This window comes from Bradyrhizobium sp. KB893862 SZCCT0404, from assembly GCF_018130885.1.
In the GTDB taxonomy this organism is placed as follows: domain Bacteria; phylum Pseudomonadota; class Alphaproteobacteria; order Rhizobiales; family Xanthobacteraceae; genus Bradyrhizobium; species Bradyrhizobium stylosanthis.
In genome coordinates this window covers 1-19,880 of sequence record NZ_JAFCLT010000003.1, presented here as the reverse complement: position 1 = coordinate 19,880, position 19,880 = coordinate 1, and the positions used below count along the sequence as shown (strand labels likewise).

Below are 19,880 nucleotides of genomic sequence, written 5' to 3'. Positions count from 1 at the left end.
GCGGGGATGAGAGCCTTTGTGCTCATCCCTGCTGCAAGGTGCGAGACCATGCAAAGACATTTGCGCGGAAGCCCGAGCCATTTCCGTTTCGATGGAATCGAAACGGAAATGGCTCTCGTTTTTTGGGATGCGTTTTCCTCGCGCGAACCGTGCCCGCTTCGCGCGAGAGCGCGCTAGATGTCCGCGAGCTCGGCGACGTGGTCCGCGATCGCCAGCGACGACGTCAGTCCCGGAGATTCGATGCCGAACAGGTTGACCAGACCCGCGACGCCGTGGTCGCGCGGGCCCTGCATCAGGAAATCCTGCGTGGCGACGGCCGGCGGCACGATCTTCGGCCGGATACCCGAATAGCTCGGCATCAGCGCGCCGTCCGGCAGCGTCGGCCAGTATTTGCGGATCGCCGGATAGAAGCGCTCGGCGCGTGACGGATCGACCTCGTAGTTGATCGTCTCGATCCATTCGACGTCGGGCCCGAAACGCGCTTGTCCCGCCATGTCCAGCGTCAGATGCACCCCGAGGCCGCCGGGCTCGGGCACCGGATAGATCAGGTGCGAGAACGGCGCCCTGGCGTTGCAGCTGAAGTAGTTGCCCTTGGCGAGATAGGCCGGCGGAATCCGGTCGAGCGGCATGCCCTCGATATTGCGCGCCACTGTCGTCGCCGACAGTCCCGCGGCGTTGACGAGCAGGCTGCATTGCAAGGTCATCGGCGCCTCGCCGCCGGCCTCGACCTCGATCACGCCGGCGACGGCCTTGGCGCGGATCAGCGGGGTGTGAAACGCGAAGGCCGCGCCTGCATCCTCGGCCTCGCCGCGCAGCGAGAGCATGTAGGCGTGGCTGTCGATGATGCCGGTCGAGGGCGACAGCAGCGCGGCGTCGCAGGCGAGCGCCGGCTCCAGCGCGCGTGCGGCCTCGCCCGTGAGCAGCTGCATGTCGAGCACGCCATTGGCTTCGGCATGCGCCTTGATCGATTGCAGCTTCTCGGTTTCCTTGGCGCTGGTCGCGACGATCAGCTTGCCGCAATTCTTGTGGGGGATGCCGCGCTCGGCAGCGTAGCGGTAGAGCGCGTGCTTGCCGCTGACGCACATGCGCGCCATCCAGCTCCCGGCGCGGTAGTAGATGCCGGCATGGATCACCTCGCTGTTGCGCGAGGAGGTGATGGTGCCGATGGCCTCGGCTTCCTCGAGCACGACGACCTCGCGCCCGGCCTGGGCGAGCTTCCGTGCCACCGCAAGCCCGATCACGCCGGCTCCGATGACGATGCAATCGACCTTATCCATGGTTGTGCAGGGTGTCCGCTGGAAGCGCCGGTGGCATTGGACCTGGGAAGACGGGCGCGGGGCCGTTTTCCATTAAGGAAGAATTTATCATGTCAGGGCAATTGCCGTATTTGGCGTCACATTTTTCTGTTGCGCGTACAGGCGTTTACCCGATCCAAACCCGTGAGGCCAGACAATCCGACGTTGAAATCGCGGGTGGCTGATGGCTGAGAAGAACTGGCACGAGGGCAGCACGCTTCCGATTGCTGTGCAGGCCGTCTTGTGCCTGGCCGGCACGGTCGCGCCTGCGCGCGCCTTTGCGCTCTCGGACAGCCTCACCCCGCCGGACTATATCGGCCAGCTCGGCCCCAACCTGATCTGGGAAGCCCTGATCGCAGGCGTCGTCGTCTGTGCGTTCCTGGCTTCCGTCGCGTTGTGGGTCCACTCGGCGCTGCGCCGGACCCGGCGCTCGCAGCTGCGGCGCAACGCCTTCGTCTCATCCGCCATGAACAGCCTCAACCAGGGCGTGGTGATGACCGATGCGCAGCGGCGCATCATCTTCTGCAACAACCGCTATCTCGAGATTTACGGCCTGACCCGTTCGGACCTGTGGGCCGGCATGACCGGCTACGACATCCTCGAGCTCAGGCGCAAGCGGGGCGTCCTCGGCGGCGTCTCCGACGACGAGTTCTACGAGAAGGCGGCGAGCACCAACGGCCTGATCACCGAACTGCCCGACGGGCGGGCGATCCTGGTGAAGTATTTCATCCTGCCGAACGGCGGCTCGGTCGCGACCCATCTGGACGTCAGCGAGCAGCGCAAGCTGTCGCGGCAGCTCGCCTCGACCAAGCAATTCCTGGAATCGGTGCTGGACCATGTGCCGGCCTGCGTGGCCGCCAAGAACATCGACGACGGCTGCTACATCTTCGCCAACAGCGCCTATGAGCGGTTCTGGGGCCTGTCGCGGGACTACGCCGTCGGCAGGAATGCGCGGGAGCTGTTCGCGGCGAGCTCGGCGACGAGCATCGAGGCGGCCGACCGGGCGGCGCTGGAGGCGGCGGATGGCCGGTTCCGCAACGAGTTCGAGGTCGACCGCGGCGGTGAGCGGCGCATGGTCGCCTCGATCCGGATCGTGGTCCGCAACGAGAGCAACAAGCCGGAATTCCTGCTGCTCGTGTTCGAGGACATCACCGACCGACGCTCGCTGTCGCAGGAGCTGGAGAGCACCAAGAGGTTCCTCGAACTCGTGGTCGACAACATCCCGGTGGCGCTGATCGTCGAGCAGGTCAAGGACGGGCGCTATCTGCTCGCCAACCGCAGCGCCGAGACGATCCTCAACCGCCGGCGCGAGGAGGCCACGGGCCTGACCGCGTCCGACATCTTCAATCCCAAGGAAGCCAAGCTGATCATCGCGCGCGACGAGGCCGCGATCAAGAAGCGCGGGATGATCACCGAGGAGCACCCGATCTCCACCAAGGACGGCCTGCGGCTGTTCCTGACCCGCCGCGCCACCGTGCTGAACGATGCCGGCGAGCCGCAATATCTGATCAAGACCCATGAAGACGTCACCGACCGCCGGCAGACCGAGTCGCGCATGGCGCACATGGCCTATCATGACGGCCTCACCGATCTGCCGAACCGCGCCGCCTTCCTGCAGGCGCTGACCCAGATGATCGAGGCCTGCGAAGGCACCGGCGAGGAATTCGCCGTGCTCTGCGTCGACCTCGACGGCCTCAAGGAGGTCAACGACGTCTTCGGCCATGCGCTCGGCGACAAGCTCCTGATCGAGGTGGCCCAGCGGCTCCAGGACTCCGCACGCGGCGGCGTGGTGGCGCGCCTGTCCGGCGACGAGTTCGGCCTGATCATCGACGGCAAGCAGCCGGAAGCGGGTCTCGCTTTGGCGCAGCAGATCGGCGATGCCGTCGCGCAGGAATTCCTGATCGACGGCCGGCCGGTCCGCGCCGGCGCCACCACCGGCATGTCGATCTTCCCGCACAACGGCGCTGATGGCGCCTCGCTGCTCGCCAATGCCGGCGCGGCGCTGTTCCGCGCCAAGCAGAAGTCGCGCGGCACGATCAGCCTCTACCAGCCCGAGATGGACCAGCAGATCCGCGACCGCCGCGTGCTGCACCAGGACCTCTCGATGGCGATCAAGAACGGCGAGCTCTCGCTCGCGTTCCAGCCCCAGGGCGTCGCCCGCCACAGCGTCGCCGAGAGCGACATCATCGGCTTCGAGGCGCTGGCGCGCTGGCAGCATCCGGTGCGCGGCCAGGTCTCGCCGGCCGAATTCATCCCGATCGCCGAAGAGAGCGGCCTGATCGTCGAGATGGGCGAATGGATCTTGCGCGAGGCCTGCCGCGAGGCGGCGTCCTGGCCGAAGCCGCTCCAGGTCGCGGTCAACCTGTCGCCCGCGCAGTTCATGCACGGCGACGTGGTCGGCCTCGTCCATTCCATCCTGATCGAGACCGGCCTTGCGCCCGGCCGCCTCGAGCTCGAAATCACCGAGGGCGTGCTGATCGAGGATTTTGATCGCGGTCTTGCATTGCTGCGCCGGCTGAAGGCACTCGGCGTGCGCATCTCCATGGACGATTTCGGCAGCGGCTATTCCTCGCTGAGCTATCTCCAGGCGTTCCCGTTCGACAAGATCAAGATCGACCGCGCCTTCATCATCAATCTCGGCCGCAACCCGCAATCGGCGGCGATCGTGCGCGCCGTGATCGATCTCGGCCACGGCCTCGAAATGTCGATCATTGCCGAGGGCGTCGAGACCGTCGAGCAGCTCGCCTTCCTCGCCAAGGAGGGCTGCGACGGCGTGCAGGGCTATCTGCTCGGCAAGCCGCTGCCGATCGGCAAATATGCCAACCTCGTCGGCCGCGCCGAACGCATGGAGCTGGTGCTCAAGACCGGCTAGCGCGCTTTCGAGCGAATTGGCCGCCGGTTCGCGTCAAGAAAACACGCAAAACAAAACTCTGGGGCTCCGTTCCGATTTCATCGGAACGGAAATGGCTCTAGTGATGAGAGCGCGCTTCGCTCTCATTCGACGGCTTCATGGCGGATTACGATCTTGCGATCATCGGCGGCGGCCTGAACGGTGTCAGCCTCGCGCGCGATGCGGCCGGTCGCGGCCTGCGCGTCATCCTGTTCGAGCAGGGCGATCTCGCCGGCGCGGCGTCGTCGGCGACACCGCGGCTGATCCATGGTGACCTGTCCGTGCTGGAGCGCCGCGGCTTCTGGCGGGTGCGCCGGGCGCTGGCCGAGCGGCGGACCTGGCTTGCCATCGCGCCCCATCTGGTCCGGCCGCTGCCTTTCGTCATCCCCGCGCATTCCGACGAGCGTCCGCCATGGCTCTTGCGTGCCGGTCTCTATGTTTATGACGGCCTCACGAATCGGGGCGGCCTGCCGCCATCGGCGACCCTCGACATCACCCATCATCCGGTCGGCAACGCGCTGAAGCGGCCGTTCGGCACCGCGTTCGAATATTGGGATTGCGTCGTCGACGATTCCCGCCTGGTGGCAATCACGGCGTTGGATGCCGCCGAACGCGGCGCCGCGATCCGGACCGGGGCGCGCTGCGCGCGTGCCGATCGGGACGACGTCTGGCGGCTTGCGGTGGTCGATCGCGGCTATCGCCGTACGGTCACGGCGCGGGCGCTGGCCAACGCCACGGGCGGCTGGACCCCGATCGTCGCGGACACCGTGCTGCGCCAGCCGCAGCCCGCGATGGCGGCGACGCAGATGAGCCAGATCGTCGTGCCCAGGCTGTTCGACTCCGAAAATGTCGACGTGTTTCAGAACAATGACGGGCGGCTGATCTTCGCCCGGCCCCTCGAGCGCGACTTCACGCTGATCGGGACGATCACGCATGCCTTCACCGGGGACCCCGCGATCGTCGCGATGCCGGGCGCCGACGTCAGCTATCTCTGCGAGGCCGCCAGCCGTTATTTCCGCGAGCGCGTCGCTCCGACCGACGTGGTCCGTACGGTCTCGGGCGTCAACCTGACGCTGGCGTCCGCGCGGGGACGCGACGGCACGACGCTGTTCCACGCCCGCCGGCGCAAGGCTCCGTTGATCACGATGTTCGGGGGCGATGTCACCACCTCGCGCCTGCGCGCGGAGCGGGCGGTGACGAAGCTGACGCCGTTCTATCCGATGTCGCCGCCCTGGACCGCCGGCGCGCCGCTCCCGGGCGGGGATTTCGCGTGGGACCGGTTCGATCACGAGGTCGACCTCGCGCGCGACCGCTGGCGCTTCCTGTCCGAGCCGGAGGCGCACCGGCTGGTCGCGGCCTACGGCTCGCGGCTAAAGGCAGTGCTCGGCGAGGCGAAGACGCGTGACGAGCTCGGCCCCGCGTTCGGCCCCGAGCTGACCGGTGCCGAGGTGCGCTATCTCATGACGCACGAATGGGCACGTTTCCCCGAGGATATCCTGTGGCGCCGCTCCAAGCTCGGCCTGACCATGCCGGCGGCGGACCGTGACGCGCTGGCCGCGTTCATGGCGGGCGCGAGCTAGTGGGCGAAGTAGCCCGGATGGAGCGAAGCGCAATCCGGGAAAGTTTCGCCGCGGAAAGGCTGCCCCGGATTACGCTTCGCTCCATCCGGGCTACGGGCTGCAATGTTATCGCCGAACAGGTTGAGCAAATCCCGATGGGCCGCTAGCGTGCGGCGGAATCGGGGTTGGCAGGGACCATGACGGACGAGTTGCCCAGAAAAGACGCCGCGGCGGATAGTGGCGCCGGAGATGTATTTCCCGCGGCGGGGCAGCCGTTGTTGCGCATCGAGGGCGTCGCCAAAAGCTTCGGAACGTTCCGGGCCGTGGACGGCGTATCGCTCGACATCAAGGCCGGCGAATTCTTCGCGCTGCTGGGGCCGAGCGGTTGCGGCAAGACCACGCTGCTCCGCATGCTCGCGGGCTTCGAGGCGCCCGATGAGGGGCGCATCCTGCTCGGCGGCAAGGACATCGCGCAGGCGCTGCCACATGAGCGTCCGATCAACATGATGTTCCAGAACTACGCGCTGTTCCCGCATCTGTCCGTACGCGACAACATCGCCTTCGGCCTGAAACGCGCTGGTATGGCGCGCGCCGAGATCGCCTCGCGCGTTGCGGAGATGGTCGCGCTGGTCAAGCTCGATGGCCTGGAGAAGCGCAAGCCGGACCAGCTCTCCGGCGGCCAGCGCCAGCGCGTCGCACTCGCGCGCGCCCTGGCGCGCCGGCCGCAATTGCTGCTGCTCGACGAGCCGCTGGCCGCGCTGGACAAGAAGTTGCGGGAGAGCACGCAAGGCGAGCTGATGGAGCTGCAGCGCCGGCTCGGCATGACCTTCATCATCGTCACCCACGACCAGGAGGAGGCGATGACGATGGCGAGCCGGATCGGCGTGATGAAGTCAGGCAAGCTCGCCCAGGTCGCACCGCCGCGCGAGCTCTACGAGGCGCCGCGCTCGCGCTGGATCGCGGAGTTCGTCGGCGACATCAACCTGTTCGACGGCGAGTCCAAATTGCGCGATGGTCATCGCCTCGTCATCGGCACGCGTGATGCGGGCGCGCTGGTGGTGGCCGAGCCGCGCGAGCCGGTCGGTGCGGGACGATTTGCCGTCGCGATCCGCCCCGAGAAGGTCAAGCTGTCGCGCCGCGGTCCCGTCAGCGAGGCCGGGCGCGAGACGGCGATCAACCGGCTCGATGGCGTCATTGCCGACATCTGCTATCTCGGTGGCACCACCACCTACAAGGTGAAGCTCGACACCGGCGGGGTGCTGCAGGCGTCCGTCGCCAACAGCGCGCGGATCGACGTCGATGCCTACAGCCTGAACCAGCATGTCGTCGCCTGGTTCACGCCCGATGATTGCGTGGTGCTGCAATCATGAGCTCCCGCCGCATCTTCGCGCGCCCGGCGCGCTTTGCCGCGATCGCGCCCTATGTCTGGATGGTGCTGTTCTTCCTGGTGCCGTTCGCCTTCGTGCTCAAGATCAGCCTGTCGCAAACCGCGATCGCGCAGCCGCCATATGAGCCGGTGTTTGACCTCTCGGCCGGGTGGGGTGCGCTCAAGGCGGCGTTCGCTGCGCTGTCGGCCGACAATTTCAGGCTGATCGGCTCCGACGACATCTACGTGTTCGCCTATGTGCGCAGCCTGACCGTCGCCGTGACGGCCACCGCCCTGCTGCTCCTGATCGGCTATCCCATCGCCTATGGCATGGCGCGGCTGCCGAAGCGGTGGCAGGCGGTGGCGATGGTGCTGGTGATCGTGCCGTTCTGGACCTCGTTCCTGATCCGCATCTATGCCTGGATCAACATCCTCCAGCATGACGGCCTGCTCAACCAGATCCTGCTGGCCCTGCATCTGGTCAGCCAGCCCGTGGTGTGGCTCTCCACCGACACCGCGATGTATATCGGCATCGTTTATTCGTATTTGCCGTTCATGATCCTGCCGCTCTACGCCACGCTCGCCAAGATGGAGCCGGCGCTTGAGGAGGCGGCGGGCGATCTCGGCGCGCCGCCCTGGCAGGTGTTCTGGCTCGTCACCTTTCCGCTGTCGCTGCCCGGCGTCGGCGCCGGCGTACTGCTGTGCTTCATCCCCATCGTCGGCGAGTTCGTGATTCCGGATCTCTTGGCCGGCTCCAACGCGCTGATGATCGGCCAAACCCTGTGGCTCGAATTCTTCACCAACAAGGACTGGCCGGTCGCCTCCGCCGCGGCCATCGTGCTGCTGGTGGTGCTGCTCGTGCCGCTTCTACTCTACGAGCGGCTGCAGAAGCGCCAGCTCGAACTGGGAAGGTAGGGCGATGCGCAAGGCTTCCCGCCTGACCCGCTTCAATGTCGCTTCGCTCGCGCTAGGGCTGGCGTTCCTCTATCTGCCGATCCTGATCCTCGTGCTCTATTCCTTCAACGCCTCGCGCCTGGTGACGGTGTGGGGCGGCTGGTCGCTGCGCTGGTATCGCGAATTATTCAACGACCGCGCCATGATCGAGGCGGCCTGGATGAGCCTGCGGGTCGCGGTCGCCTCCGCGACCATCGCGACGCTGCTCGGTACGCTCGCGGCCGTGGCGCTGTCGCGCGGCGAGCGGTTCCGCGGCCGCACGCTGTTCTCCGGCATGCTCTACGCGCCGCTGGTGATGCCGGAGGTGATCACCGGCCTGTCGCTGCTGCTGCTGTTCGTGGCGCTGAACGCCGAGCGCGGCTTCTGGACGGTGACGATCGCCCACACCACGCTGACCATGTGCTTCGTCGCCGTCGTCGTGCAGTCCCGCCTCAGCTCGCTCGACCGTTCCCTGGAGGAGGCGGCGATGGATCTCGGCTGCAATCCGGTCCGCGCTTTCGTGGCGGTGACCCTGCCGCTGATCGCGCCCGCGATCGTCGCCGGCTGGATGCTGGCCTTTACGCTCTCGCTCGACGATCTCGTGATCGCGAGTTTTACCACCGGTCCCGGCTCGGCGACGCTGCCGATCCGGATCTATTCGGAGGTGCGGCTCGGCGTGAAGCCGGAGATCAACGCGATCTGCACGCTGGTGATCGCTCTGATCGCGGTCGTTATCGTCATCGCCTCGCTGGCCTCGAAGCTGTCGAGCTCACAGGGCGAGAGCGCGGCGCCGCTGTAGCTGCGCTCTCCCGCGGTGCTTGGGCACCGGCCAACTTGGTTAACAGTTCATATAGCTTATCTGGCTATCGTCGCCTCGCTTGGGGAAGAGGGGCGATGAAGCGGCTTTATATTGGTGTGGCCAGCACGGTGCTGGCGTTGCTCTGTTTCGCGGTTCGGCCATCGGCCGCTGCGACGCAGATGGTGTCGCTGGTCTACAACGGTTCGCCGCAGTCGCCGCAACAGATTGGCTCTGACGAATTTCGCCGCAAGCTCGGCGAGCTGGCAAAGGGCCGCATCATCCTCGATGCCCGCGCCGGCAACGCGCTGGGCAGCGAGACGGCGATCCTCGCCGCCATGCGCAGTGGCGTGGTCGACATGGCCACGCTGTCCGGCTCGGTGGTCAGCTCCGCCGTGCCGGAGTTCGGCGTGTTCGACGTGCCGTTCCTGTTCCGCGATGCGGCGCAGGCCAAGGCGGTCGCCGAGGGGCCGGTCGGCGCTCTCTTCGCCAAGCATTTCGCCGACAAGGGATTGGTGCTGCTCGCGATCGGCAAGCAGGGCTTTCGCAACGTCACCAATTCGAAGCGGCCGATTCAGTCTCCCGCAGATCTTCGCGGCCTGAAGATTCGCGTGCTGCCGAACGAAGTCTATCAGATGACCTTCAAGGCGCTGGGCGCCGAGGTCGTGCCGATGGAGTTCACGCTGGTTTATTCCGCATTGAAGGACGGCCGCATCGACGGGCAGGAGAATCCGGTCGCGACGATTGCCGCCAGCCATCTCGAGGAAGTGCAGAAATACGCCAGCCTGACCGGGCATTTCTTCGCGCCGATCGCTTTCGTCGCCAATCGTGATGCGTTCCAGGCTCTCCCGCCCGCGGACCAGGCCGCGATCGTCGCCGCGGCCAAGGCCGGCGCTGAGGCGACCTGGCAGAGCGGCGTCGCAGAAGAGACGAAGAAGATCGAGGAGCTTCGCAAGGGCGGCATGGAGATCATCGAGAAGGTCGATCGCCAGCCCTTCATCGATGCCGTGAAGCCGCTGGAGCCCGAATTCGAGAAGCGCTTCGGCAAGGATCTGCTCGCCCGGATCCGGGCGACGCCGTAATCGCGGGAAACATCATGAACCTGTCATTGATCCTGTCGCGCATCGGCATCCGCCCGCGCATCTTCGGCGGCTTCGCGCTGGTCCTGGGTTTCCTCTGCGTGCTGGCGCTGCTCGCCGTCATGCGGCTGTACGAGATCGGCGGCACGGTCGGCGAACTCGTCACCAGCGCCGACGGCGATGCCGGCATGGCGCGGGTACACGCCGCGCTGCTCTCGTCCAACGTCACCGTCGAGAAGTTCATCCGCACGCGCAATCTCGGCGACCGCGACAGCGCCATCAAGGCGATCGACGGTTTTGGCCAGACCTTTGACCAGGTCGATCAGCAGTTCGGCCGCCTGCCGGCGATCGCCGCCGGCCGAAGTGCGCTGGTCGACGCACTCGGGACCTACCGGAAATCCTTCACGGCGGTCGCCTCCGCTGTCGATCGTTTGCGCAATGCGAGCACCAAGAGTGAGGGCCTCGGTGCCACCGCTGGCCTCGCTGTCGGCGCGATCAATGTCGCGCTTGCCAACCAGCCCGAGCGCCTGCTCCAGCCGCTGCGTCTGGCCGGCACGGTGGATGCGATGCGCGTCTCGACGCTGCGCTACACGATCACCCAGGCCCAGGTCGACGCCGACGATGCCGGGTTGACGATCGGTTATGTGCTGGCAGCGGTGGCCGATAGCGAGGCGGAGATCGCCGCTGTCGAGGCACCGCGACTGAAGAACCTGATCGCTGCCCTGAAGAAGGTGCTTGCCGATCAATCGGCGACCTTGACCGAGCTGTCTGCCGCAATGAGCGAGCTTCGCAAGGCGCAGGCCGATCTCACCAAATCCAGCAGCGCGATCGACGCCAAGGCGGCGGAGATCAGCAAGGCCCTCGGCGCGACGCGCACCGAGCAGAGCCGGCTCACGGCCGGCTCGGTCGATCAGACCCGCAATCTCGTGTTCACGGTGGCCGCGGCCGCGCTCGTCCTTGGCGCGTTGCTGGCATGGCTGATCGGACGCAGCGTGTCGCGCCCGATCGGTCAGATGACCTTGCGCATGCAGAGCCTGGCTGCGGGCCAGCTCGACGAGGCGATCCCGGGCGGCGAGCGCGGCGACGAAATCGGTCACATGGCCGGCGCGGTCGAGGTGTTCCGCCAGAACGCGCAAACCGTTCGGCGCATGGAGCAGGATGCTGCCGCGCAGCGGGCTACAGCCGAGACGGAACGTGCCTCGATGATGGCTCAGCTCGCCGACCGCTTCGATCGCGGCATGGAGGGCGTCATCGGCGGCGTCTCGAGCCGTGCCGAGGAGATGGGACAGAGCGCCGGAAGTCTCGCCCGTGTCGCCGAGCGCGGCCGTTCGCTGGCCGAGCAAGTCGCGGCGACGTCGGCCCAGGCGTCCTCGAACGTGCAGACCGTCGCGGCCGCGACGCATCAGCTCGCCGCCTCGATCAAGGAGATTTCGAGCCAGGTCGCGCGCTCCGTGTCGGTGTCGGATCAGGCCAAGGAGGAGGCTTCGCGGACCGAGGCGCTGATGCGCGCGCTGTCGGATTCGGCGGAGCGGATCGGCACCGTGGTTCAGCTGATCCAGGCGATCGCAAGCCAGACCAATCTGCTGGCATTGAACGCCACGATCGAGTCGGCGCGGGCCGGCGATGCCGGCAAGGGCTTTGCGGTGGTCGCCAACGAAGTGAAGAGCCTTGCGACCCAGACCGGGCGCGCCACCGAGGAGATCGCCGGCCTCGTCGCCGAGATCCAGGGCTCGACCGGACAGTCGGTCGCTGCGATCGGCCAGATTGGCCGGACCATCGCCGAGATGACGGAGATCGCGACGACGATCGCTTCGGCCGTCGAGGAGCAGGGCGCGGCAACCAGCGAGATCGCGCGCAATGTCGAGCAGGCTGCTAACGGGACCGCGGCGGTGACCGATCAGGTCGGCGCCGTCCGCACCGTGGCCGGCGAAACCGATGCCGGCGCCGAAGCCGCGCTCACGGCGGCTTCAGCATTGCAGGATCAGGCGCGCGCGCTCAAGACGGCCGTCGCGGAGTTTCTGCAGACTGTGCGCAAGGCGGCCTGAGGATCTTCGCGCGCGGCGGTCCTTCGCCTGGCGCATCGTGGCGATACGGCAGGCCGCGCCATCTCGGGCGCGACCTGCGGGCCGGCTTCAGGACTTCACCGCACCTGCCGTGAGCCCGCCCACCATGTAGCGGCGGAAGGCGTAATAGACCGCGGCCGGCGGCAGCGCGTAGATGAAGCCGGTGGTCATCAGCAGCTCCCACGGCGAGTCGTCGGCGGCGAGGAAGTTGCCGAGCGCGACGGGGAGGGTGATCTCGCGGTCGTTGGAGAGCAGCAGGAACGCGTAGAGATATTCGTTCCAGGCCAGCAGCACCGCATAGGTGCCGATCGCGACCAGCGAGGGCATCATCAGCGGCAGGTAGACCAGGCGGAAGATCTGCAGCGTGGTGGCGCCGTCCATGACGGCGGCCTCGTCCAGCTCGACCGGCAGCTTGTCGGACGCCTGCTTGAGCACCCAGATCGCGTATGGCGATGCGATCGTCACCATGGCCAGGATCAGCGACCAGTGATTGTTGAGCAGGCCGTAATTGCCCATGGTGCGGTACATCGGCACCGCGAGGAACGCCGCCGGGATGAAATAGGTGAATAGCGCGAGGTTCAGCACCATGCGCCCGCCCGGCACCTTCAGCCGCGAGATCGAGAACGCCGCGGCGGTCGCGATGAACAGCGTCAGCGCACCGACCGCGGCTGCGATCAGCGTCGAGTTCCAGAACTGCACGTAGAAGTCGCGCAGGAAGTAGTGCTGCTGCTTGAACACGATCTCGAAATTGTGGAGCGTCGGGTGGTCCGGCCACAGCTTGCCCGAGAACGCGTCCTCCTTCGGCGAGATCGCGAACAGGAACATGTGGTAGATCGGGATCATCGTCCACAGGAAGACGGGAATGCCGATCAGGAGCAGCCGCGCTTCCGTCGCGACGTCACGGAGAGAGGGAAGCTTCATCGCGACAACCGTTTCATCATAAAGTACACGAGCGGCAGGACGAACGGCATCGCGCAGACGATGGAGGCCATCGCGAGCGAGAGCTGGTCGAGCCGCAGATAGCGGATACCGAGCGTCGCCAGCACGTGCGTGAGGTCGGCCGGGCCACCGCCGGTGAGCAGGTAGACGCTGTTGAAATCGCCCAGCGTCCAGATCATCGAGAGCAGCGTACAGGTGATGTAGAGCGTCTGCATCGACGGCCAGGTGATGAAGCGGAACTTCTGCCACCAGCTCGCGCCGTCGACCTCGGCGGCCTCGAACAGATCGTGCGAGATCGCAAGGCGTCCGGTGATCAGGATCAGCGTCCAGAACGGCAGCGACTTCCAGATGTGCACGCCGATCGCCATGCTGAGCGCCACGGTCGGGTCGTTCAGCCAGTTCGGGCCGTCATCGCCGGTGAAGGAGAAGATGAGGTGGTTGATCACGCCCCATTCGGGATTGAGCATGAAGCGCACCGACAGGATGGTCGGGATCGACGGCACCGCCCAGGGCAGGATGAAGACCACCGAGAGCCATTTGATCCAGGTGCGCTGCACGGCGAAGAAGCCGGACAGCACCAACGCGATCATCATCTTGATGTTGATGCCGATGACCAGGAAGATCAGCGTGTTGACTGCGGCACGCGCAAAGATCGGGTCGTTGTACAGCGCGACGTAGTTCGCCGGAGCGCGCGCCAGCCAGAGCCCGTAGCAGACGGGATAGACGACGAAAGCGAGGAAAACGAGCAGATAGGGCGCGAGCAGGATGATGCCCCAGACCTGCGCCGGGGTCAGCCGCGACGACAGGGGCGGGCCGGGGAGTGCCTGATCGCCAGAGAGCGTGATCGCCATTCTTTAGGACTCTTCAAAGAGAAGCCGGCCGCGAAACGCGGCCGGTGTTATTCTTACACCTCTCCCCGCGATGCGGGGAGAGGGAAGGACGGACTTAACCCGCAACTTCCTTGATGCGGGCGATCATCTCGTCGACGGCCTTTTCGACCGGGACCTTCTCGCTGACGACCCGGTTCATGGCCTTGGCCCAGATGTTCTCGTTGTTGAGGATCGTGAACTTCCAGTTCTTGGTGAAGTCGAACGCGGTGGTGCCGCCGGTGAACTGGCTATAGACGGCCTTGCGGTGCTTGTCGGCCTGCCAGAACGGGCTTTCCTGGCTCGCCTTCGTCACCGGGAACCAGCGGCCGAGCGCGCCCTCGATATAGGGGCGGACATTCTCTTCCTGGAGCAGGAAGGCAATGAACTGCTTGCCCTCGGCCTTGTTCTTGGCCGCGGTGAAGACGAGGCCGGTCTTGACGTCGGAGCGGTAACGGATGGTCGAACCATCCGGCGCCTTCGGGAAGGACGCCGTCACGATGTCCTGCTCATAGGCCTTCTTGCCGGCGTCGCGCTGCTCCTGGGTGAGCGCCTGGTTCTGGGAGTCCTCGAACCACTTCGCCGCGATCGAGATCGTGAAGTTGTGGGTCATCACGATGGTCTTGTTGTGGAAGGCGACGTTGTTGTCCGGATCCTTCCAGGTCGTGGAGGAGGGCGGCGTGCAACCCTTGATGTAGGTGTCGGTGTAGTCCTTCATCGCCTTGATCAGGTTCTCGCGAACCTTGGGGTCGTCGACGAGGAGCTTGCCGTCGTCGTCGACCAGCTTGACGTGATAGGCGTCCATGAAGGTGTAGAACGACTGGAAGGCGTCGGTGGATTCCACGCCCATCGGCTGGCCGACGGCATAGATGCGCTGGCCGGTCGCCTTGCGGATCGCCGGCTGCACCTTGTCGCACCAGAACGTCCAGTAGCCCGACCAGTCGGTCGGAATGTCGGCGAGCTTGAAGCCGGCCTTCTCCAGCATGTCGTTCCAGATCTCGACATGCATGCTCTGCTGCTTCAGCGGGAAGCCGTAATAGGCCTTCTTCTTGGTGACGTTGTTATAGAGGATCGACGCATCGAGCGTGTTCTGGACGAACCGGTCCTTGATCGGCTCCATGATGTCGGAGAGGTCCTCGAGCTTGCCCTCGTAGGCCCACTTGCCCTGCGCCTGCACGTCGTAGGAATCGGAATAGGCCACATCCGGCACGGTGCCGGCGTCGAGCGCGGCGACCGTCTTCGGAATCATGTCCTGGATCGCGTACTGCGACAATTCGACCTTGATGCCGGTCTTGGCTTCGAATTTCTTGATCGTCTCGATCAGCGCGTCGTCTTCGGAGCGGTAGAAGCCCTTGCCCCACCAGACCGTAATCGTCTTCTGCTGCGCAAAGGCAGGTGCGGTGGCGGCAAACAGCCCAGCCGCAGCGACCGCCAATGACACTGCGCCAATAACCTTGGATTTCACGTTTTTCTCCCTCAAACGGCCGGTGTTTTTAACCGGTCGGCTAAAACACTAGCGCATGGTGGTAGCGCAATCAACGCATCTTGTCAGACCTGGGTCGTGGGCCTTGCGCCGGAGGAGATGCTTGACGTGCGCATCGATCCAATCGCCGCATCAATTCGGCCGGATCAATTCGCGACGGTCGGCCGTTGCGGGCCGATCGGCGCGCGCACTAGTTCGACTTGGCGTTGTCCTTGGGGTTCTCTTTCGCGTTCTCCGCCGTCGGCGATTCCGCCGGTGCGGGACGCTTGCCTGCGCCGGTGATGCGCTCGATCGCGGAGCGCACGGCGTCGCTCCCCTTGCGGTCCTTGAGCATGTCGAGCAGCGGGGCGGAGGCCGGCGAACGGCGGATCAGGCTTTCCGGATCGGGGAAGATCAGCGGATCGTCCCAGGGGCCCTGCACCACAAAGGGCAGTTCGAAGCCCGAGGTGCTGTTGAGGCTCGCCACGCCCTTCATGTCGTATTCGCGCGTCGGCACCGAGGCGGTGCCGGTGAGCGTGATCTTCGCCGCCGGCCCTTCGACGCGGATGTCCTCGGCGGTGGCGATGCCGTCGGAGAATTTCAACGCGATGGTGAGATGGTCGTACGGGGTGGAGCCGCTGCGGAAATTGCCGCCGCCCGACAGCGGCCGCCGCTCCAGCCTCTTCAACAGCTGCTCGGCGTTGAAGCCCGAGATCGCGCCGTCATGCCCGGTGATCGTGGCGCTGCCGTCGAGCGACTGCACGAGGCCGAACGGGCTCGAGCCGGAGGCCAGGAGCGAGACGTTGATGTTGCCGCGCCCGGACAGCTTGTTGAGGCCGAACAGCTCGGTGGCGCAGGCTTGCAGGTCGACGTCGGTGAACTGGAATTGCGCCTTGATGTCGGCGACGCTGTCGGAGCGCGCGATGCCGAACGAGCCCTTGGCAATGCCGCCATAGACCTGGGCTTCGCCGACCGAGAGCGCCAGCGCGCCGTTGCGCAGGTTGGCGCCGATCGCGGTGCGGCCGAGCCTGGTCGGGCCCACCGTCAGCCGCGCCGCCGACAGGCGCATATCGAGGTCGGTGGTCGACAATCCGTTGAGGTCGAACAGTTGCCTGTTCCAGTCGCGCGCGCCGCTCGCGAGCAGGCGGAAGGTCGAGATATAAGGTGTGAAGTCGAGTGCGTCGGCGGCGAGCGTCGCCTGCAGCGTCTGCCGGCCGTTATTGGCGTAGGTCATGACGCCCTCGGCGGCGTTGCCGTCGAGCTCGACATTGACGTTGGTGAGCGCGATCGAGGCGCCGACCACGTTGGCGCGCGCCTTCAGCGCGAAGCGGCCGAAGCCGCCGCTGCCTGGCTGCGGCTGCCCCGTCCAGCGCAGCGCGTTGCGCAAGGACGGGCTGTCGATCGTGAGCGTGCCCTCCATCATCGGGCTGGTGCGGTTGGCGACGCTGCCATCGAAGGCGAGCTTGAGCGGCGCGCTGGCGATCCGCGCCTTCAGGCCGGAGCGATCGCCGGAGAGGGCGGCGACGAAATCGGAAAAGCTGATCGAGCCGTCGACCCGTTCGCCGCGCCAGTCGAACTGTCCGGTCGCGGCAAAGGAGCGCGAGATCGAGGGCCAGGCCAGCGACAGGTCGATGTCCTCGAACTTCTCGGTGGCGTGCGTGACGGCGTCTTCGTAGTTCAGCACGCCGTCCTGGATCCTGATCTCGGAGAACGACACCTGGTTGTCGGCCCCGGGCTTCATGGTGCGGGCGATGGTCTGGATGAAGGGCGTCCAGTTGCTCTCGCCGTCCGGCTTCAGGCTGACATGGATGCGGGGCCGCAGCAGCGTCAGATCGGCGATCTCGAACCGCTGCAGCAGCAGCGGCAGCAGGCGCAGATTGGCCGTGAGCACGTCGACATGGAGCGCGGGATCGGTGGTGCCGCCACCCTTGAGGCCGACGTCATGGAACGAAATGTAGCTCGCCGGCAGTACCGAAATGTCGATGCTGCCTGCGACATTGAGCTCGAGGCCGGTGACGTCGCGGATCTGCGCTTCCACCGCCTTGCGCAGCGCGTCGCGGTTGATGAGCCATGAGGTCGCGATCAGGGCGATCAGCACGACGCCGAGCAGCGCCGCGATCGGCGTCCCGAGGCGCTTCATTCCTTGGGCCATGGTCAATGGCATGTCCTGATCGGGTTGGTGTGCCAGAAGGTCGGGCCGGGCAAGCTGCGCGCCCCACGCCCAAGCCTTTGTTCGGTTACAAGTCTTTGTTAGGCTACAAGTCTTGTCAGCTTACAAGCCCTGCCGTGTTAAGTGCCGCAACTTGATGGGCTTTCTTGTCGCTTTCAAGGCCGCAGGCGGGTCTGCCCACCGCGTGGGCAGCTTCTACCACCGCCCCGCGGAACGGAGAACCCCGTATCATTGACGGCTTCGGACGATTTCGCCTAATAATCGCCGCCAATAAGGCGCGACGCCTCCAAGCCGAAGGTTTCCTGTATGAACAAGGTCTATCCCGACGCCAAGTCGGCGCTCGACGGCATTCTGAAAGACAACATGATGATCATGTCGGGGGGCTTCGGCCTCTGCGGCATTGCCGAGGAGCTGTCGGACGCGATCCGCGAATCCGGCGTCAAGGGGCTGACGGTCGTCTCCAACAATGCCGGCGTCGACGGCATCGGGCTCAGCCGCCTGCTGGAAACCCGGCAGATCAAGAAGATGATCTCGTCCTATGTCGGCGAGAACAAGCTGTTCGCCCAGCAATTCCTGGCCGGCGAGCTGGAACTCGAGTTCAACCCGCAGGGCACGCTGGCCGAGCGCATCCGCGCCGGCGGCGCCGGCATCCCGGCCTTCTACACCAAGACCGGCGTCGGCACGCTGATCGCCGAAGGCAAGGAAGTGAAGGAGTTCGACGGCGAGAAGTACCTGATGGAGCGCGGCCTGTTCGCCGACCTCGCCATCGTCCACGCCTGGAAGGGCGATACCGCCGGCAACCTCATCTACCGCAAGACCGCGCGCAACTTTAACCCGATGATGGCGACCGCCGCCAAGATCACGGTGGCCGAGGTCGAGCACCTGGTTCCGGCCGGTGAACTCAATCCCGACCACATCCACACGCCCGGCATCTTCGTGAAGCGCATCGTCGAGGTCGGTACGGCCAAGAAGCGCATCGAATTCCGCAACACCCGCCCGCGCACCGCCGCTTAAGCGTATCAGGAGACTCACATGGCCTGGACCCGTGAACAGATGGCTGCGCGCGCCGCGAAGGAACTGCGCGACGGCTACTACGTCAATCTCGGCATCGGCATCCCGACGCTGGTCTCGAACTTCATCCCCGAGGGCGTCGATGTCAGCCTGCAGAGCGAGAACGGCATGCTCGGCATGGGCCCGTTCCCCTATGAGGACGAGGTGGACGCCGACCTGATCAACGCCGGCAAGCAGACCGTCAGCGAGCTGCCCTCGACCTCGTATTTCTCGAGCGCGGATTCCTTCGGCATGATCCGCGGCGGCCATATGGATCTGTCGATCCTCGGCGCCATGCAGGTGGCCCAGAACGGCGATCTCGCCAACTGGATGATCCCCGGCAAGATGGTCAAGGGCATGGGCGGCGCGATGGATCTCGTCGCCGGCGTCAAACGCGTCGTCGTGGTGATGGAGCATTCGGCCAAGGACGGCTCGAAGCTCCTGAAGAAGTGCAACCTGCCGCTGACCGGCGAGCGCGTGGTCGACATGGTCGTCACTGATCTTGCCGTCTTCACCATCGACAAGCACGGCGACGGCGGCATGGCTCTGATCGAGCTCGCCGACGGCGTCACGCTCGACGAGGTCAAGTCCAAGACCGAGGCCGAATTCCGCGTCGCGCTGAAGAACACGTAAGGTCGTCGCAAAGGGGGCGCGCATGACGATACGGTCTGCGCGTCCCGAAGACGCCGGTTTCATCGCAAGCATTATTCTGTCATCGATGCGCGGCTACCGGTCGCGCGGCTGGTTCGACGTCGCGCTCGGCCGGCCTGAAGCCGAGTGCCTCGATTTCATCGCGCGCGTCGCGACGGCACACGCGGTGTCGATGTGGCATGTCTCGCAGTTCCTGGTCGCCGAGATAGACGGTAAGCCGGTCGCGGCGCTTTGTGCCGTGCCTGCGGCGAACACCGGGCCGTCGGCCTGGCGCGCGATCGAGGAGGTCGGCTTGGCGGCCGGGCTCGCCGCGTCGGAGCTCGAAGCCATCCGCCGACGCGGTACGTATTCGCGTGCTTGCTGGGTGCAGGGCGGCGAAGGCGACTGGATGATCGAGCATGTCGCCACCGATCCCGCCTATCGCGGTCGCGGTCTCATGCAGGCGTTGATTGCCCATGCGCTGGACAAGGGGCGGGCAGCCGGATTTGCGCGCGCCACGATCTCGTTCCTGATCGGCAACGAGCCCGCCGAGCGCGCCTATGCCAAGGCCGGCTTCGTCTTCGCGGAGGAGAAGCGCGATCCCGCCTTCGAGGCGATCATCGGCGCACCCGGCTTTCGCATGTTCGCGCGGGATATCTAAGAGCGGTTGGTCTCTGCATTCGCCGCTGTCATGCCCCGCGAAGGCGGGGCATCTACCGTGATGTTCGTCAAGAGGTCGATCAGGGGCAAGAGTGCGGCATCGTGCTCGCCGGTCAAGGCGA

The 19,880-nt window shown here is 65.8% G+C and carries 15 protein-coding genes; 10 read left to right on the top strand and 5 right to left on the bottom strand.

From position 1 onward, the window contains the following. Positions 1–173: 173 nt before the first annotated feature. Positions 174–1,277, bottom strand: a complete 1,104-nt coding sequence (locus JQ617_RS14050) for an NAD(P)/FAD-dependent oxidoreductase (protein ID WP_212026842.1) — start codon at positions 1,275–1,277, stop codon at positions 174–176. A gap of 202 nt (positions 1,278–1,479) precedes the next feature. Between JQ617_RS14050 and JQ617_RS14045 the strand changes: the two genes are divergently transcribed. From JQ617_RS14045 to JQ617_RS14015, 7 genes are all read left to right on the top strand, one after another. Then, a complete protein-coding gene (locus tag JQ617_RS14045; protein ID WP_212026841.1) occupies positions 1,480–4,167 on the top strand; it encodes a sensor domain-containing protein in 2,688 nt (895 codons plus the stop codon). A gap of 137 nt (positions 4,168–4,304) precedes the next feature. Beyond that, complete coding sequence (locus JQ617_RS14040) at positions 4,305–5,765, top strand: glycerol-3-phosphate dehydrogenase (RefSeq protein ID WP_212026840.1); 1,461 nt, start codon at positions 4,305–4,307, stop codon at positions 5,763–5,765. A 176-nt stretch (positions 5,766–5,941) separates the two neighbouring features. Then, entirely contained in the window at positions 5,942–7,114 is a 1,173-nt protein-coding gene (locus tag JQ617_RS14035) for an ABC transporter ATP-binding protein (protein WP_212026839.1), read from the top strand. Further along, positions 7,111–8,025, top strand: a complete 915-nt coding sequence (locus JQ617_RS14030; RefSeq protein WP_212026838.1) for an ABC transporter permease — start codon at positions 7,111–7,113, stop codon at positions 8,023–8,025. The genes JQ617_RS14035 and JQ617_RS14030 overlap by 4 nt, the downstream gene beginning before the upstream one ends. 4 nt (positions 8,026–8,029) lie before the next feature. Continuing rightward, positions 8,030–8,842, top strand: a complete 813-nt coding sequence (locus JQ617_RS14025) for an ABC transporter permease (protein ID WP_212026837.1) — start codon at positions 8,030–8,032, stop codon at positions 8,840–8,842. Positions 8,843–8,937: 95 nt separating this feature from the next. Next, positions 8,938–9,921 (top strand): TRAP transporter substrate-binding protein, encoded by a 984-nt coding sequence (locus tag JQ617_RS14020; protein ID WP_249157109.1) that lies wholly within the window; start codon positions 8,938–8,940, stop codon positions 9,919–9,921. Positions 9,922–9,935: 14 nt separating this feature from the next. Continuing rightward, complete coding sequence (locus JQ617_RS14015) at positions 9,936–11,963, top strand: methyl-accepting chemotaxis protein (RefSeq protein ID WP_212026836.1); 2,028 nt, start codon at positions 9,936–9,938, stop codon at positions 11,961–11,963. Positions 11,964–12,050: 87 nt separating this feature from the next. Here JQ617_RS14015 and JQ617_RS14010 read toward each other — a convergent pair whose 3' ends face one another. The 4 genes from JQ617_RS14010 to JQ617_RS13995 all read right to left on the bottom strand — a co-directional run bounded on the left by JQ617_RS14010 (position 12,051) and on the right by JQ617_RS13995 (position 17,400). Beyond that, positions 12,051–12,902, bottom strand: a complete 852-nt coding sequence (locus tag JQ617_RS14010; RefSeq protein ID WP_212026835.1) for a carbohydrate ABC transporter permease — start codon at positions 12,900–12,902, stop codon at positions 12,051–12,053. Then, a complete protein-coding gene (locus JQ617_RS14005) occupies positions 12,899–13,771 on the bottom strand; it encodes a carbohydrate ABC transporter permease (protein ID WP_212026834.1) in 873 nt (290 codons plus the stop codon). Before JQ617_RS14005 ends, JQ617_RS14010 begins: the two co-directional genes overlap by 4 nt. A gap of 94 nt (positions 13,772–13,865) precedes the next feature. After that, a complete protein-coding gene (locus JQ617_RS14000) occupies positions 13,866–15,251 on the bottom strand; it encodes an ABC transporter substrate-binding protein (RefSeq protein ID WP_212026833.1) in 1,386 nt (461 codons plus the stop codon). A 208-nt stretch (positions 15,252–15,459) separates the two neighbouring features. Continuing rightward, complete coding sequence (locus JQ617_RS13995; RefSeq protein WP_212027419.1) at positions 15,460–17,400, bottom strand: AsmA family protein; 1,941 nt, start codon at positions 17,398–17,400, stop codon at positions 15,460–15,462. Positions 17,401–17,724: 324 nt separating this feature from the next. Here JQ617_RS13995 and JQ617_RS13990 point away from each other — a divergent pair, with 324 nt between their 5' ends. Genes JQ617_RS13990 through JQ617_RS13980 form a run of 3 tightly spaced genes read left to right on the top strand, consistent with a single transcriptional unit; the run spans position 17,725 to position 19,759 of the window. Beyond that, the gene (locus JQ617_RS13990) at positions 17,725–18,432 is read left to right on the top strand and encodes a CoA transferase subunit A (RefSeq protein ID WP_011089830.1); all 708 of its coding nucleotides are present in this window, start codon (positions 17,725–17,727) and stop codon (positions 18,430–18,432) included. An 18-nt stretch (positions 18,433–18,450) separates the two neighbouring features. Further along, positions 18,451–19,101: a 3-oxoacid CoA-transferase subunit B gene (locus JQ617_RS13985; RefSeq protein WP_063694048.1), complete on the top strand. Its 651-nt coding sequence runs from the start codon at positions 18,451–18,453 to the stop codon at positions 19,099–19,101. Positions 19,102–19,123: 22 nt separating this feature from the next. Continuing rightward, positions 19,124–19,759, top strand: coding sequence for a GNAT family N-acetyltransferase (locus JQ617_RS13980; protein WP_212026832.1), 636 nt, complete (start codon positions 19,124–19,126; stop codon positions 19,757–19,759). Positions 19,760–19,880: the final 121 nt, after the last annotated feature.